Origin of the sequence: Pyrodictium delaneyi, from assembly GCF_001412615.1 — an archaeon.
In the GTDB taxonomy this organism is placed as follows: Archaea; Thermoproteota; Thermoprotei_A; order Sulfolobales; family Pyrodictiaceae; genus Pyrodictium; species Pyrodictium delaneyi.
Genome location: NZ_CP013011.1, coordinates 915,362 through 931,117 on the forward strand (window position 1 = coordinate 915,362; position 15,756 = coordinate 931,117).

General features: G+C 53.5%; 15 protein-coding genes and 1 tRNA gene. 4 read left to right on the forward strand and 12 right to left on the reverse strand.

Annotated elements, in window-relative coordinates:
• Positions 1-153 precede the first annotated feature (153 nt).
• A complete protein-coding gene (locus tag Pyrde_RS04650) occupies positions 154-951 on the forward strand; it encodes a DUF4234 domain-containing protein (RefSeq protein ID WP_156328008.1) in 798 nt (265 codons plus the stop codon).
• Here the strand turns inward: Pyrde_RS04650 and Pyrde_RS04655 are convergent.
• Positions 948-2,087: a hypothetical protein gene (locus Pyrde_RS04655; RefSeq protein ID WP_055408628.1), complete on the reverse strand. Its 1,140-nt coding sequence runs from the start codon at positions 2,085-2,087 to the stop codon at positions 948-950. The genes Pyrde_RS04650 and Pyrde_RS04655 overlap by 4 nt on opposite strands.
• A 136-nt stretch (positions 2,088-2,223) precedes the next feature.
• Here Pyrde_RS04655 and Pyrde_RS04660 point away from each other — a divergent pair, with 136 nt between their 5' ends.
• Positions 2,224-2,922, forward strand: coding sequence for an MBL fold metallo-hydrolase (locus tag Pyrde_RS04660; RefSeq protein ID WP_055408630.1), 699 nt, complete (start codon positions 2,224-2,226; stop codon positions 2,920-2,922).
• Between the two features lie 462 nt (positions 2,923-3,384).
• On the opposite strand, the gene Pyrde_RS04665 is transcribed toward Pyrde_RS04660, so the two are convergent.
• The 7 genes from Pyrde_RS04665 to Pyrde_RS04695 all read right to left on the reverse strand — a co-directional run bounded on the left by Pyrde_RS04665 (position 3,385) and on the right by Pyrde_RS04695 (position 12,176).
• Positions 3,385-4,176, reverse strand: a complete 792-nt coding sequence (locus Pyrde_RS04665; RefSeq protein WP_143522020.1) for a hypothetical protein — start codon at positions 4,174-4,176, stop codon at positions 3,385-3,387.
• A 211-nt stretch (positions 4,177-4,387) separates the two neighbouring features.
• Positions 4,388-5,245, reverse strand: coding sequence for a 7-cyano-7-deazaguanine synthase (locus tag Pyrde_RS04670; protein WP_082419477.1), 858 nt, complete (start codon positions 5,243-5,245; stop codon positions 4,388-4,390).
• A gap of 86 nt (positions 5,246-5,331) precedes the next feature.
• A complete protein-coding gene (locus tag Pyrde_RS04675; RefSeq protein WP_055408634.1) occupies positions 5,332-6,045 on the reverse strand; it encodes a tRNA(His) guanylyltransferase Thg1 family protein in 714 nt (237 codons plus the stop codon).
• Positions 6,046-6,165: 120 nt separating this feature from the next.
• The gene (locus Pyrde_RS04680; protein ID WP_231656802.1) at positions 6,166-7,389 is read right to left on the reverse strand and encodes a pyridoxal phosphate-dependent aminotransferase; all 1,224 of its coding nucleotides are present in this window, start codon (positions 7,387-7,389) and stop codon (positions 6,166-6,168) included.
• Positions 7,390-7,691: 302 nt separating this feature from the next.
• The gene (nrfD, locus tag Pyrde_RS04685; RefSeq protein WP_055408636.1) at positions 7,692-8,921 is read right to left on the reverse strand and encodes an NrfD/PsrC family molybdoenzyme membrane anchor subunit; all 1,230 of its coding nucleotides are present in this window, start codon (positions 8,919-8,921) and stop codon (positions 7,692-7,694) included.
• Positions 8,922-8,947: 26 nt separating this feature from the next.
• Positions 8,948-9,610: a 4Fe-4S dicluster domain-containing protein gene (locus Pyrde_RS04690; protein ID WP_055408638.1), complete on the reverse strand. Its 663-nt coding sequence runs from the start codon at positions 9,608-9,610 to the stop codon at positions 8,948-8,950.
• A 22-nt stretch (positions 9,611-9,632) separates the two neighbouring features.
• Positions 9,633-12,176 (reverse strand): molybdopterin-dependent oxidoreductase, encoded by a 2,544-nt coding sequence (locus Pyrde_RS04695; protein WP_055408640.1) that lies wholly within the window; start codon positions 12,174-12,176, stop codon positions 9,633-9,635.
• A 235-nt stretch (positions 12,177-12,411) separates the two neighbouring features.
• On the opposite strand from Pyrde_RS04695, the gene Pyrde_RS04700 reads away from it, so the two are divergent.
• Together Pyrde_RS04700 and Pyrde_RS04705 are read left to right on the forward strand one after the other, a co-directional pair.
• Positions 12,412-12,849 (forward strand): hypothetical protein, encoded by a 438-nt coding sequence (locus Pyrde_RS04700; RefSeq protein ID WP_143522019.1) that lies wholly within the window; start codon positions 12,412-12,414, stop codon positions 12,847-12,849.
• Positions 12,850-12,911: 62 nt separating this feature from the next.
• Positions 12,912-12,988 (forward strand) — tRNA-Ala (locus Pyrde_RS04705).
• A 289-nt stretch (positions 12,989-13,277) separates the two neighbouring features.
• Here Pyrde_RS04705 and Pyrde_RS04710 read toward each other — a convergent pair.
• The 4 genes from Pyrde_RS04710 to Pyrde_RS04725 form a co-directional block, all read right to left on the reverse strand.
• Positions 13,278-13,556: a hypothetical protein gene (locus Pyrde_RS04710; protein ID WP_156328009.1), complete on the reverse strand. Its 279-nt coding sequence runs from the start codon at positions 13,554-13,556 to the stop codon at positions 13,278-13,280.
• Positions 13,549-14,010, reverse strand: coding sequence for a helix-turn-helix domain-containing protein (locus Pyrde_RS04715; RefSeq protein ID WP_055408646.1), 462 nt, complete (start codon positions 14,008-14,010; stop codon positions 13,549-13,551). The genes Pyrde_RS04710 and Pyrde_RS04715 overlap by 8 nt, the downstream gene beginning before the upstream one ends.
• A 190-nt stretch (positions 14,011-14,200) precedes the next feature.
• Positions 14,201-14,758, reverse strand: a complete 558-nt coding sequence (locus Pyrde_RS04720; protein WP_055408648.1) for a hypothetical protein — start codon at positions 14,756-14,758, stop codon at positions 14,201-14,203.
• A gap of 44 nt (positions 14,759-14,802) precedes the next feature.
• Positions 14,803-15,729: a NitrOD5 domain-containing protein gene (locus Pyrde_RS04725; RefSeq protein ID WP_156328010.1), complete on the reverse strand. Its 927-nt coding sequence runs from the start codon at positions 15,727-15,729 to the stop codon at positions 14,803-14,805.
• Positions 15,730-15,756: the final 27 nt, after the last annotated feature.

Sequence of the window (15,756 nt, forward strand, 5' to 3'; positions counted from 1 at the left end):
TTATACTGGGCTATCTGTGCCGAGACCCTACTATTTATGAGCCCCTTAACGTAGTGTCTACTACCTGTGCTAGGTGTACTCGTAAACCTAGTCTCCTTTGATAAGACAGGAGCGATATTCCCGTATACGTGGGTTCCATGTGTGGGGCGATTCGTGTTGGAGACAAGCCGCGGCGATATAGCTAAACAATATCTCGAGATCATACGGCGTGAGTCTGAGCGGCGACGGGAAACCGACTATACTATGCCACTTTGGCTTCCATTTATCCCTGCTATTCTAAGCCTTGTGGCTGCGATCTTAGCTATCGCGGGCAACACGTTCGTGGTGGTAGAAACCAACAAGTATACCATGTTTCTACAGGGCAGTGGAAACATCGTAGCCAGCAGTACTGGCAATGTACTAGTGTTTACAGTATTTATCATATTGCTGGCTGCCGCCGCCTTAAACATCTATGTAGTGTACAAGTGGATTGACCGGCGTAACACGCATTTTGAAAGGATTCTAAGGATGTTCGAAACCGTCGTATCCTACCTAGATGCCCGCGGCGTCAGCGACCCAGAGATGGGTACACTCCGAAGCCTCATCTACGAAATGAGGATGCAGGAAAAGAGCCGAAGTCCAGTTCTCTGGATAGTACTATCACTTGTGTTTAACATCGTGTACATCTACGTGCTACACTTCCTCACAAAAGACTTCTACGAGCACGAACAGAGGGAAAGGAGTTTCCTAGAGACTCTTTCCCGCATCCTCCAGAAGCGTGGCATATACCTTGAGGAGCCGCGGAGTGTCATACCGTATAGGAATACTGTTGTATACGTTATACTCTCAGTGTTAACATTAGGAGTCTTTCTCCTTTACTGGATCTATGCCGTGACCAGGGATCCTAATGAGCATTTCGCGGAGCACGAACGGCTAGAGCCCATGCTCGTAGAGGCTCTAGCTAAGCTCTAGCCCGCTTTGTCTCGGGGCGGTTTTTGCTCGGCGACAAATGCTATACGTATTAGCCCCTTATCCCCGCCGTCGTATCTCTTCTCTATAATAGCTAACCCATAGATCATCAACGGAGATAAAGCTGATAGTAGCTCTCCTACGCCGGCTTCTACTCCCTTTCCTAGCTTAGCTAAAGTGTCCTCCACTTCTACGTCTAGCTCAGCCCATACAGCGCCCAGAGGGAGGCATGGCGGTTCGCCGGGGCACTCAGCCCTCGGGAGGCACTGGCTGCGTTGTGACGCATTTGAAGCCATGAGGTCTAATAATTCTCTTAGCTCCTTTGAGGCACGCGATACGTGCCTCATGGCTGCCTGGAGCATGTCCTTTACTGGGTCGGGCTTCTTGTAGAAGGCTTCTAGCTCACTGAGCTGTAGTAGCCGAGCTCCAGCGTGTACTAGGCATCGATAACGCGCTAGAGGTGAACCCGGCTGAGCCCGGTAGACTATCCTCAGCGGGTCAACATCAGCCCCAAAGAAACGGGCATATTCTTCTAAGCCTAGCTCCTCTAATTCCCTTCGCTCGTCTTTCTCGGCTATTTTCTCCAGTAGCGCGGCAGTGATGCTCCACGCACTATAGAGGACTAGAGCTTTTCTACTATAGGGAGGCATGCCATCCACTATAGCTGACAAGAGTTGGCGAACGAGCTCCGGTGCCCACATGGGATCATTTGTGTCTACTTCCTGAGGCTCAGAGGCATCTGTGCCGAGACTCTCGAGAAGCGCTCGGGCTGCATCGCGGAGCGCCTCTATCTGGGAGACAGGTCGTGTCTTCGAAGCCGCTACGCGTATACCCCTACTAGCTATGCTGAGTGGAAGCCCGTCACGCAGCCTTGCAGCGAGCCTCTCAGGCTGCTGGATATAGACGCCTATGACGTCACGGTAGAATCTAGCTAGGCTCCGCGGCGGATACCTTTGGCCCCGCCGCTCCGGCTTAAAGCCGCCCAACAACATCTCTACGGTATGCTCATCATCCACTAGCTCGGCTAACTCTCGCCCTTCCAGCGTAGCTATCAGTCTTCTACGAGCTTCAAGAAACCCCGAAGCCAGTCGGTAAATGCTAGCCGCGTACTCTCTCATGAAATCTCTAAGCTCTGACACCCGTACACGCCCCAGGGGAATTCTTCTAGACCCGGCCCCGGGTAATGCTAGTTATCCACCTATCGGCATTGATTGAGGCTGCAGTATACTACCCTATAGACGCTAAGGCTAGAAGGGACCACCGGGATCCACCTACGTGTCCCCCTGGGGCCGTGCCTCGCGGCTCACAATACTCGTAGATAATAGAGCTCGTAGCTGGCTAGAGAGCGCTTGGGGCCTCAGTATACTCGTTGAGACAAGGGATACGCGTATCCTATTCGATGCCGGCCCGAGTCCTGAACTCCTCTGCCGGAACGCTGAAAGACTCGGAGTCAGCCTCGACATAGACTTTGCTGTGCTTAGCCACCCGCACCGGGATCATTACGGCGGGTTCCCATGTGTAGCCGAGGTTGCCCCTGGTACAGTAGTCTACATGCCCCCTTCGCCAAGCCATGTTGTCTCGTGGATACGAAAACTGGGACTCGTACCCGTAGTCCAGTCTAAGGGGCTGAAAGCTGCCCCAAACGCAGCTATATCACCCGCCCTAGATGGAGCCGGGCTACGTGAACACGCACTAGCCGTCAAAGAGAACGAGTGTGTATCCGTGCTTCTAGGCTGTAGCCATCCAGGCCCCAGCAGACTAGCAGCAACAGCCCTGAGAATACTCGGAGCTGAGCACGCGTGTCTAGCGATAGGTGGGCTCCACAATGCGGAGGCAGCCGAGGTTGAAGCGTTATTAGAGCTAGTTGACCGGATAGCACCTATACACTGCAGCGGTAGAGCCGCAGAATACCTTGCTTCAAGGAAGCCGGGCAGCTACATCAATGTAGCAGCTGGCGACGTGATAGAACTCTAAGGGCTCAGCCACACTAGGGTTCCACATCAACGCTGTCCGATCTCTCGGCATTGCTACCCATCATCACTGCCACTCCAGGCAAAGAGGGGCCCAGGCCTCGGGGGCGGCAGGCCTGCGCATCAGCCGCCCCTTGGGGCGGCCCTTCGCATTCTGCCCCGCAATTATTGCGCGTTGATCCCGGAGCCTCACCGGCGGGCCCCGAGGGAGGACTCTATACTTCCAAGTTGAGGGTCTATATTCGCCCGGGGACCCAGATTTAGAGGACTACCGGGGCTGTGAGGACGTGCTTTTCACCCGAAGAGCCGGGTGTGGACCGCTTGCCGCCCCGAGCCCCTTCACTGTTAGGGTTCTTTCCGGGGGTGATGAGCCCACCCTTGGCGGAGCCCCCTACTCTCTCGGGGCGGTGGCGTGGGAGGAGCCGTCTCCTCCTGACCCTCCATAGCAGCTGTCTAGAGGCCCTCCTTAAGGCTCTATAGATTGTAAAGCTTCTTCATAGAGCTGCCGGGCTATACTACGGCGTATCCACGGCGGCTCTGCTGGCACTAGACTATCGATGTTCTCTGCCACCCCTGGATCAAGTCTTATAGCGCCAGCTACTAGGAGTCTCGTGAACGCCTTGGTGGCCATATAGGCTACGTATAAGCGGCCAGCACCACGGTTCACAGCTTGTGCTATCTCCCGGAGGATGCGGTAAACCATCCTTACCTGTTCACGGCTATGTAGGTGAAGGTATACTGTTGTGCGACTACGGCCCGAGAGCCGGTAGAGGTACTCCATTATCCGGGCTGGTACGGCTATGTAGACCCGGCTTCCCGCGCTTAACGCTGCTGGCAAAGCATTCCAGGCTGCGCGGTGTATAAGCGCCACAAGGTTACCCTGCAACGCTTCATTGCTGCGGCTATTGCCAGCAAGCCCTAACTGCATTACTTGGAGTCCTGCACCACGACGGTAGGTATACAGAACCGTTACCTCTCTGGCGCCAACAATGCTGCTGGCTCGACTAAACCATTCGGCAACGACACCTGCTTCTTCGGGTCGAAGCGGTCTTTTACTATGGAATAGAGCCATCTCCCTGACGAGGAACAGTATAGGGAGCGCGATTACACCAACCACAATTCCGGTAACTAGTGCTACGCCAACAGGCGTACCAGTAGCTACGGCTAATACTATGACTGCTCCTGCTACGGCTATAGCACCTATGTCCGGACGTGGTGGCAAAACCTCTCTAGAAGCCAGACGATTTCTAGTCTCCACGTAGAGGGGGCACCTCCATCTAATACCAGCGTAATACTAATCATTAATTTCCTCGGAGAAGCCCCAGAGGGCCGGCTTGTTGTGTAACCCTCTGGGGCCTCTAGGCACCAGAATCTATCATAGCACCACGGGTAGCAATAAGTGTTTACATTGTGGATATACGGGGCAAAAACTCTTAGACAGTAATGAGGCCTGCTCGTTGCTTGTTAACCTAACTCCTCGGCTCCGCTAGCTTGGTGCAACTCTTGTGAACGTACGCGTCACCCACCTTGACGAACTCGCTGGGGTCGCCTGGCGGCTGCTCGTAGAGTGTGCAGTCAGGTATACCTGCCTCCTTGAATGCTGCGTGGCGGTTGCGGCAGCTCTCGCAACGGCCACAGTGATACTTGCCCGAGAGGTAGCAGCTCCAAGTCTCGTATATCAAGTCTCCGATAAGCTCATGGGTTCTCTTGAGGTTCTCTGCCTTAGTGAGGCCCTGGCGGCTCGGGCTCCATATCTCTAGCCGGCGCTCACCACGGAAGTGGCAGACCCGGAACGCTGCCTGGAGTACCTCGATACACTCGGGGCTACAGTCTGGGTAGAGAGGCTCCCACGTATCCTTTCTCGGGGCTATGACGTTGTAGTGTGCACCATAGGCGACGTAGATGTTCTCGCCCGGGTAGAGACCCATCAAGCTATAAGCGTATGCACTCGCAATGCTTAGCATAACCACGTTCCGGATCGGCACCACCACTGTGGGCTGGTACTCTTTCTCCACCGTTACCTTCTCGTCTGTCAGCTGGCTCCCCACCCAGAGCCTGGCCATGAAGCTCATGTCGACTACCTTGTGCTCTACTATCCTGCCCCAGCCTTCACGGCTCTCGGCTAGCTTGTTAGCCTCCTCTATGAGCCGTTTCGCCACCTCTAGCTCCTTGCTGCCCTTCTGCCCGTAGTTGAAGCTAAGCGCGTGAACCATGCATCCCCTAGAGAGCCACTGGACCATGTAGCCGAAGCTGTCCGGGCCGCCGCTCACAACCGCTACTACGCGGCATGGTTTACGCACGACAGGCTCGACGCCACACTTCTCCACGGCCTATGCCACCCTGGCTCTATACTAACCAGGATGGATGACCATCTACACGTCCTTATACTGGTTGCCCGGGAAGACACAAGTGTCTATCCCTGGGCTGCCTCGAGGCACATCTCTAGCCCGCCGTCAAGAACTATGAGGCGGCGTCTCTCCACAGTAACGCCGGGCGGTTTGACTCTCCTAATAGAGGACGTGTAGGCGGCGCAGCTACCGACTAGCCTCCAGCTAGGCTCTCGGAGTGGGTCGCGGCCGGCACGGCGTAGAGCCTCGATCATCTCGTGGAGCCCAGGGGTGGTATGGGCTGGGCCGAGGCCGGCTGCATGGTATAGGCTTGAAATGTAGTTGTTGAAGCCCACCCGTGCTCTGTAGAGGAGGTACCGTGCCGCGTCTCTCCCAGAGTAGAGCTTGACCACCCGAGAGTCGAGGAAGAGAAGGCGGCCGAGCGCCCGGGACACGTAGCCCGATACTATGCCGGCGGATATGCTGACTAGCTTCTCGACGCGTCCTCCATAAGGCGGCTCCCCAGTGTACACAAGGTTCACCTCATCACTGACCACAAGGATACAGCAACCACCCATGACGTGTAGCAGTTCTACAGCTGCACGCGCTAGAGCCCGGTGAACCCGCTCGTCTCTGGGCCATTCAAAGCCATGGAGTCGGCGACCCCACCCGACGCCGTCAAGACGGAGTGCAAAGGGCGGTTCGACTCGCTCCCTCTGGAAGATTTCACGAGCCTTATACTCCTCTTCGAGCTTGGCAGGATTGACCTCGAAGAGCCGCTGGAGAAGCCCAGCGTCCAATACACTACACCTGTGCTGCGGAGAAAGAGGAAGAACAACCCCCTACGCTATACCGCCCTAGGGCCAATAGATGGAGAGAAAGTGGATAGCCATACACGGGGCACTGGACCGCCGAGAGGGCTAACGGCGTGTCTTCTCTGCTAGGAGCTTCTCTACCTCCTCTCGTATCCTTCCGACGCCCTCGCGTATCCTCTCCACGCTTATCGCGTAGCTTAGCCGGATGAAGCCCTCGCCGGCCTTCTCGGGGAACACCGTGCCCGGCAGCGTTACTACGCCACGGCTGTAGAGCAGGTGGTCTACGAACTCCTCGGTAGACATCCCGGTCTCCTCTAGAACCTTGGCCACCCTGGGGAACACGTAGAAGGCGCCACGGGGTACTGCCACCTCGAAGCCAGGGACGCGGCGTAGCTCCTCGACCACTGCGTCGCGGCGGCGGCGGAACTCCTCCACCATCTTCTCTACGGGCTCCCAGGGCCCCTTGAGCGCAGCGACGCCTGCACGCTGGCTTATACTCGGCGGACAACTGTAGACGTTCACAGCGAGCCTCTTTATCCTTTCTATTACGGGTTTTGCAGCGACGAGATAGCCGAGCCTCCAGCCAGTCATAGAGAAGGTCTTCGAGTGCCCATTTACGTAGAGCACGTGGTCCTTCCAGCCGCTAAAGGTGAGTATGCTGCGGAACCCACCCTCGTAGACAAAGTTGTCGTAGATCTCGTCTGCGAGCACTACGAGGCCGTGTTTACGCGCAATCTCTAGCACTGCCTCTACCTGTTCAGGGCCGAAGAGGGCGCCTGTCGGGTTATGCGGATTAGTCAATACAATCATCTTGGTCCGCTCGGTGACAGCCTTCTCGATAGCTTCTACGTCTAGCTCGAAGCCGTGCTCCGGCCCCCTCCACTTAAGCGGGATGAACACTGGCCGTGCGCCCATAGCCCTGGCTGTTTCAGGATAGGCTGGGTAGCTCGGCTCGGGTACAATCACCTCGTCGCCTGGGCCCAGGTAGGCGGCAACTGCCAGGAAGATAGCCGTCTTAGCACCAGTTGTCGCGAGCACCTCGTCGGGCTTCACTCCGGCCTGGTACCGGGTGTTGAGATACTCAGCTATTGCCTCGCGTAGCTCGGGTATACCAGCGGTCTCGGTGTACCCTGTGAACTTCTCCTCGAGGGCCCGTTTCCCCTCCTCAATAATGTGGTCAAAGGTCGGGATATCGGGCTGGCCTACACCGAAGCTTATCACATCTACACCACGACGGGCAAGCTCACGAGCCTTAGCTATGTAGAGGAAGCCGGCTTCGCCGCGTAGACCGGTGATAACTGAGCGCATGAGCTTCTCGACGGCCGACACGTCTTACAGCACCCCACACGCGTGTCGAGAGTACGGCTATGGAGGGGGTAGTAAGGCTCGCGTAGCTCCTCTAGGGCGGGGTCGCCGAAAGGGCGTCCCTCCCCACCCGGAGGGTCGGCTGTTAAGGCCCAGCTCATCCCCCAGTGTGCAGAAGCCCCTGGCTTTGACGCCTAAGTAGACTATCGACCTTGAATAGAATGCCTAAAGCAGATGCAGCATAGCATGAGTAGGAGGAGGCCGTGGTAGCAGAAAAGAGCGCCGAGGAATTTGAGTAAAAAGTATCGAGAATAGTCTAGCTAAAGTCACCTTAGCACTAGTATCTTGTTTGGTTTTTCGCCGGGCTCTATGGCTAGTATTCTTAGACCTATGATGTAGAGCAATAGCCAGAGGCCGAAACCGCCAACTACTGCTGCTGCCTCGATTGGGCTAGCCAGCAGCTCGTGTAGCACCTCAGCCTTGTACTCCTGGCCTAGCGCGTGCGCTGCTAATGCCTCGTAACTGGGCATAGCTTCGAGCCTCGCCAGCTGGCCGGCCACTACCAGCGAGTGTAGCAGCAGGAAGGCGCCTACTATGCCCGCGATGGAGCCAGCGACCATTGCTGGTCTACTCACCCTAGTCCCGGCATAGAGGCCCAATACTATTGGTGCTATCACTGCTAGCAGCACGCCGAGCCAGAAGACTCCTGCCAGCTCGCCACCGACTAGCAGATTCTTAGCCACTGTTGCTAGGCCCCAGCCCTCCTGCTGTACCAGGCTCCACATCACCAGGAAGCCTACAGCAACAGCCATGCCAGCCAGCTCCTTGGAGACGCCGCGGACGCAGCACTCGCGCCACCGCTCCAAAGGCAGTGCCGTGAGCCTCGTCGCCACCTCGCCTAGGCCTATCGCTGTCCACGCGGCGCCCAGCATGAATGCTAGCGCTATGTTGAGCACACCGAGCGGTACTGAGAACCATGCCGGCACCGCCAGGTTCTGGCCGAAGGCTAGCGCCAGGTTGTACTCGAGCGTTAGGCTTGCTAGCAGACCGCCTAGCAGCAGGGCGCGGCCGATCGGCTTAGTCAGCGCCTCCTCACCCTTCATGATGGTGTACAGTAGTGTCGTCACTGCGAAGCCGGCGTACACTATGTAGAGTATGCCGTTCCACGCTATCCTCGCCGAGGGGTTGAAGCCCAGGTATATCCACATGCTGTGCCCTATGTGTGTCAAGTCGGCGAACACAAGTAGTATACCGGGCACCAGCAGTGCTAGTGCGAGCCACAGCGTCTTCCTCGCGAGGGGCAGCGCCTCCTCCTCACAGTATATGCCCAGCCTTATCGCAAGCGCATCGAACACGCCGCCACTCGATATCGCGAAGAACACGTAGCCGGTGACCATCAGGCCCCAGGGTACTAGCGCGTGTAGCGGCGATGCTTCGCTCAGTGTCTGGTAGCCGTAGACGCCGTAGATGAATAGTAGTGTTAGCAGTGCGCCGACTCCTAGGAGCGCGTAGCCTGCTACGCCCATGTCCTTTGTCTTCGCCTTTTCACCCGCCATGGAGACTCACCTCTCGCGTACACGGCTTATTTTCTACCTGTACGGGATACGGCTGGAGTACGCTGTGGAGGTATGAAGAACAGCTTGGGTCTTGTGCCCAGCTCGGGTGCTAGCGTCACTGCTTTGCCGCTCCTGACGATCCTCGATACCTCGCTTGCTGGGTCGTCTAGGTCGCCGAACATTCTTGCACCGAAGGCGCACGCCTCTACACAGGCTGGCACCCAGTTGTTGGAGGAAGCGCTACCGCGATGTATACAGAAGGTACACTTGTCAGGGTAGCCTGGTAGTAGTGCCTCGCTGTGGGGTGCTGGTCCCCCTATCTTGCCGCGGTACATCGTCCTAGCGCCGTAGGGGCAGGCTATGACGCATGCTCGGCAGCCGATGCACTTGTTGTGGTCGAGCATCACTACACCGTTCTCGGTGATGTAGGTGGCGCCAGTCGGGCACGCCATGGCGCATGGAGCGTTCTCGCAATGCAGGCACTGTATGAAGTACGTGACGCCACTGAACGGGTAGCCCTCCATTGTCATCTTAGCTGGCTTGGTGCGTGCGTAGTAGGTGCTGTTGCCCTCTGGCAGCTCTACTGCGTCTCCGGTCTGCCTCATCACGTTCTCTCGTAGACACGCAATTGTACAAGCCATGCATGTTATACAGCGGTTAAGATCTATTATCATACCCATCCGGGCCATCAGCGTCACCTCCGTCCATGGTTTAGAGCTTCTCTACTTTGACTACAAAATCGTGTTGAGCAGCTCTATAGCCCTCCTCAGGAACGACACTCTCTAATGGATCTCCTAGGAAGTTATTATTGACACCGTAGCCGCCACCGTTGCTGAACAGCTTTACCTTCACTGTGCCACCTGCAGTCTCTATGACTGCCTCTCCTGGTATAATGGCCTTGTCTACGGCTGTTGCATGAGGCGCTGCAAGTACGTATGGGTGGACAGCTTCGGTTACCCTAACCTTTGCTACTATCTCGCCATTGGGGCCCTTTAGCTTGACCATGTCACCGTCCTTTATTCCAAGCTTCTTAGCCCTCGACGGATGCATCAATACACCATAGATGTGCTTCCACTCGAGAACGTCCTTTGTCAGCCTCGAGAACCTCATAAACGTGTTTATAGATGTTAGCGAGTCTTGGTACTCTACCACTACGAACTCGTTGTCTGCTAGCGTACCCTTCCTCATCCAGAGAGGCGGTACCCAGCAGGGTAGCGGGTTGAGCGGCGACTCCTTACCAATGTAGTCACGGTAGCTCTCAAGCATAGCCACGTTTATCAACTCGAGCTCGCCAGTTACAGTTGCTAATGGCTTGCCACCCCACGGGTGATACTTGGGCTTAGTCCAGAGTAGCTTGTAGCCCTTCTCGCGGAGCTCGTTGTAGTCTAGACCTGCCTCCTCCGCCTGCTTCTTCTTGACCTCGACGGGGTCTACCTTGACTCCCTGGTCTAGCTTACCTAGCCTCTTCGCAAGCTCTACGAGTATCCACCAGGTTGGCCTAGCATCTACACCCTCCGGCGGGTCTACCGCCTTCTGTGCATCAACCACTATGCTTACATAGCTCTTCTTGGCATAGCCTAGCGTTATCGACTCGGCCTCGAAGAAGAATGGCACCGGTAGCACTAGGTCAGCATACATCACTGTCTCGTTGAACGTGGTATCTAGGACCACTATGAACTCGACACGCTTCTCATCCTTCAACGCCTCTGCTAGCCGGCGGCCAGTGAGTGCATGAGCCACGAGGTTCTCTAGGTGTATGAATAGCACACCTATCGGGTAGGGTTTACCCTCTATGATAGACTTGACTAGGAGCTGGGACCAGCACTTAGATACCACGTTTTCTACGCCATGTTTGCTCCAGTACTTGTATATCGCCTCGCCCTGTGTTTTGGTGGTCTCTATACCCAGTATGCTTATCGGCGACTTGAACTTAGGCTTGCCAGCAGGATAAGCGAGCCCGCCCTTAACGCCCACACTTCCAAGCAGCACGTTGACGAGCATCTTAGCCCTGCTAAACATGCCCTCGTTGTAGTACCTTGTCGCCTTGTAGTTGTGGTCAATGAAGGTCCTAGGTGCTGCTCGGGCCATTTCGTGAGCTAGCCAGCGTATCTCCTCAGCCGGTACACCAGTGATCTTCTCAGCCCATTCTGGCGTGTACTCCTTAACGGCATCCTTCAGCACTAGTAACACTGTCTTGACCGGGCGTCTATTGTATTCGCCCTCGAACTCCAGCGCTGGCTTCTTAGCCTCCGTCTTTAGCTTAAAGCGCTGGTCGTATTCGTCGTAAACCAGGTACGTTTTCTTCTTCTCCATATACGGGTTGTCCTCAAGCTTTACCGGCTCGAGAGTGTCTACATAGAGGAGCATAGATGCATTAGTCCAGTTAATCAAGTAGTCCACGTTGTATAGACGCTCGTTTAGGATTACGTTAAGCAGCGCCAGGGCTATAGCAAGGTCTGTACCGGGAGGTATGATGTAGTATTTGTCTGCCAGCTCTGTCAACCGGCTCTCACGCACATCGAACACAACTAACTTCATTTTGTTGGCACGACCCTCAGTGAATATCTTGGACCATGCTGAGGCTACTATGCCGCCCGCGGGGTTCCTGCCCATAAGCACTACTAGATCGGCATTAGCGTAATCGGGCTGGAAGGCCGAGGGCCCCTTGGGGGAGCCGAATATGAACTTATGTCCTATATCCATTCCAGTGTGGCAAGTGTCACAGTGTTGTGTCGTATTCGGAGTACCTATCACCTTCTTGAAGAACTCACGTACTAGACCGCCCTCGAAGCCCTGGTGACTCACAGCCACAATACGCCAAGGCTCATCCATGTACTTCTTTATCCTCTCCGCCAGTATGTTGAACGCTTCCTCCCAGCTTATCTCCTTGAACTTGCCTTCGCCCCTCTTACCGACACGGAGAAGTGGTTTACGTATACGCTCGGGCAGGAACCTTAGCTCCGGAATGGTCTGTGGGCGTCCACAGACCGCGAAGAACTGGTCGTACTCGGGGTCACGGTTGTAGACTACCTTGGATATTATCTCCTTACCACCAACCTTGGCCACATGTATCTCTACTGGACACTTCTGACCACAGATTATGCAAGCTGTCTTGGCTATCCTCGTGGCTGTAAGAGACCCACTACTTTCTGCTCCTGCTATAACTGTCCTAGGCCTAGGTAGCGATAATGGGAGAGCAGTTGCAGCAGCTGTAGCAGCTGTAAGCTTTAACATCTCACGGCGTGTAATGCCCAACCCTAATTCCACCCTCACCAGTCCATGGCAAAAATGTAATTATAAATTGAATATAAAGCTAACTCCTTTTTATTGAATACAACCCACTAAAACATACTATATATATTAAACTATCGATTAAAAGAATACTCCATAATATCACTACAAACATATATCTCAATCATCCGGAGCCTTGTCGTGCTACATAACATGCTATAGACCGGTGGTAACAGTAACAACACCGGGGAGATACCTGATGGACAACTCGGAAAAACTTGCAAAATTACTAGAAAAAGCCCTTAGACCTATAGTAGATGTGCTAGGTATAAGTATCGAGGATATAGAGAGCCTTGAAATAGATCCATATGGGCCACGCATAGTGCTAGAGGCTAAGCCTAGCAAGCATGGCGCGCGCAGCCTCTTCCTCGACGCCAGCCCCGACGGCGTCGAAACGGTAGTAACCCTAGAGGCGCCTAGAGGACTCGACAAGAACGAGCTCGAGGGAACACTAGCAGAACTCATAGAGGAGTCACCAGAGACACAGAGCGTAGAGGAATACGATGTATCCTACGACCCAGAGGAGGGCGAAGTCACTATAACACTGCATGCACGACTTCTCGCAGAACTACCGAGTATAAAAGAGGTCCACAAACTCCTCGAGGAGACGCTACAGCAGCTACGGGGCGAACCCTAAAAATAACCCCAGCCCGCAGCGTTATCCTTCGATAACGGAGCCCTCCCCTCGGGAGGGAGGGTGGGCCGGTAGCTCAGCCTGGAAGAGCGCTCGGCTTGCACCCGAGAGGTCCCGGGTTCAAATCCCGGCCGGTCCACCACCCCCATTCTCTATCTCCACGCGCACTGGGTAGGGGTTACCATCTTTCATGGTTTCCGTGAATACGTATTGATACGCTTAATTACGAGTCCATGACTATATTCCTATCCGTGAACATATGTATTTGAGCTCTTTTCCAGTGCCTTGTTTGCCCTGGCTTTAGAGTCGATAGCCTGGTCTATCACGTAGCATGCTGAGATATCTGTCAATCCTTTATCCCTCGGCAAGCAGGTTGCGCGGTTCCTCGATTACATGTGCAATAGTGTTACCGGCTTTTACCGGAACCTAGCTTATAGGAGCGTAGTGGTATTTCTTCTAACAAGTTTCATGAATTTCTTTAGGCTCAGCTTGCTCGAGAGGTACCCGATTTCTCTATTGCATTCTTTGTAGAGTTTTCTCCGCAGCTCTCGTGGGACGTGGTGGCGTACCAGAGCTATGTGGAATGAGATGCGGAACCATGTTAGCAGTAGCTTGATTTTAATATAGAGGGGTACGAAGCTAAGTAGGGTCAATAATATCTTGGTCGTCAGCCTTACTAGCGAAAGATATGTCTTCAACTTGTTATTCATAGTTTTGTTCACCATCCTCTCTAATGCATATCGTGAGAGTATAGAGCGGCCTAGCAGTTGTGCCGATGTTTGCTACTATTCCGCGTTTTTCTAGGATTTGAAGACGTTTTCGTACTGTTGTACGCGATGCATGTCCTCTAAGCTTTCGGAGACGACGCGTAATCTCCGATATGGATAAGGGCTCGCAGTCCGCAAGAACCTCTACTATGCTACGCGAGACAGGGTCTTCTAGGCTACTAGTTACCGCTACAACACGTCGTGCAGCCTCTAGAGCCTCTATGGCTGGTAACGCTAGCGCTACTACTAACTGGCTAGCAATCCTCGCCGTTTCATCATTGTTTAAGGCTAGGATCCTCTCAAGCCTGGATATACGTTCTAACACCTTTTCTAGGAGTATCTCGAGCCTTTCAAGCCTCTCCTCAATATCTACTTTATGTGTATCCTTCTCGTTCAACACCGCATATCCTCACAGCTCCTCATTCATCAAGGGCTTGAATGAACACAGCCCCACGACAGTAGGCCTCAAATCTAGTAGCAGTGCTAGACTGATTTTGTTTTGATAGCAGTTTTCGTATGCTTGTAAAATAAGTCTAGGACCATGTAGTCAAGCTAATTACGTACTAGTAATCCTTCTTGGGTGCTAGTTAACTTCCTCCTCCTTCTCTCCTTTCCCTCCTAGAGTCCTTCATCACTTCGACGATGCTTTTAAGTTGTCTTATAACTTCCTCTTTTTTCTCGTCAGGTATAGGAGCTTCCCTTATACGCTCTATAACCTCCTCTAGCTTGTCCTCTAGCGATTCAGAACTAACGTTCTCTATAGTGCCGGTCTTCCTCTCTCCAACTTTTCCTGATGTGATTATCGCACGTGGCCGCTTTACGAACCTACTAAATGTTTCAATAAGCTTAGACGGCGACGGAACACTGTCTAACCTCTTCCTAAAGTATTCTTCAGTTAGCTTCATAGCCTCTTCGGGTGGTATACCGCTCTCTACGAGTCTCTTGTAGAAGTTTCCTACGTCTTCTCCGAGCCTAGATCCATCAACACCACTTAAGACGGTCTCTAGCGACTCTCTTACCGTCTTGCTTAACTTGTCTAAAAACTCTGCTATAGCACCTAGTACTTGCCTAAGCTCTTCTACATCGTCTGCACGGGCAGTACTAGATGGTTCTTGCTTGTGTTCACTCTTTGCATCCTCATTCATGACTTGTATTCACCTCTTCCAATTGTTGCTTCCAGAGTATGACATTATGTAGTGTCTACCCTATTGGATGTTTGGCGTTCAGAGTGGCCAGTAGACTGGCTAAGGGAGGATAGACGCTCGTAGACACGTTGCAGAATTGTTGCATGGTTCTCCTCGTCACGAATTATAGACTCAAGTATCGTCTCATATACGTCGATATCCTTCTTGCTCATTACTGTTCTAAGTGCTGGTATGAGTATTCTAGTATAGTCTTCCTCGCCAACATGTTCCTCAAGTGATGCCAGGAAGCGGAGAATATTGAATAATTCAGTTCTTCTGGGACATTCCTCGGAAAGCTTCCTATTCATCTTCTTGAGCTGCTCCATTAGTCCGCCAGGTTCGACCGGGCACTTGTTCTCGTCCACGTCTATCCCAAGGTCTTTCGCAATGAAGCCAAAGATGTCTGCGTGCGTACTACTTTCACTAGCTATATAGGTGAAAGCGATGCTCGTAACGCCTCCAGCACAATCAGCGAGCCGCTTGTATATGTTAGATGTGAGTTCCTCGATGAGGATTGCACAGGATAGTGCTTCGCTGATTACTGCGCTCATGTCTGCTGTTGTTTTTTCGGCTTCAGCCTCGAAGCCGAAAAGACCTAGCATTCTTAATATCTCTGCATCTTTGCCCTTTTCAGCCAGTTTCAATAATTGATTCGGGTCTATCCTTGATTTAGCTAGTGCTGCAAGCGGCTTAGATATTACCAGCTCGGCTACTAGGCGGCCGCGTTCATTTCCGTATAATTCAGTTAGCAGACGATATGCCTTAGAGGGAGACATCAATGAGAGATTAGCAAAGCTGATACCATACTTTCTTTTAGAGTGTAGATTTAATACAGCAGATAGCCCTGGCGCATGTCTACGGATTTCTCGCTGTATAGTTTCAACAAGCTCGTATTTATCCGGCCTATTGCTAGCTGAGTTACCGCTGTTCATCGCTGCTCAATCCACGCATTATTATTA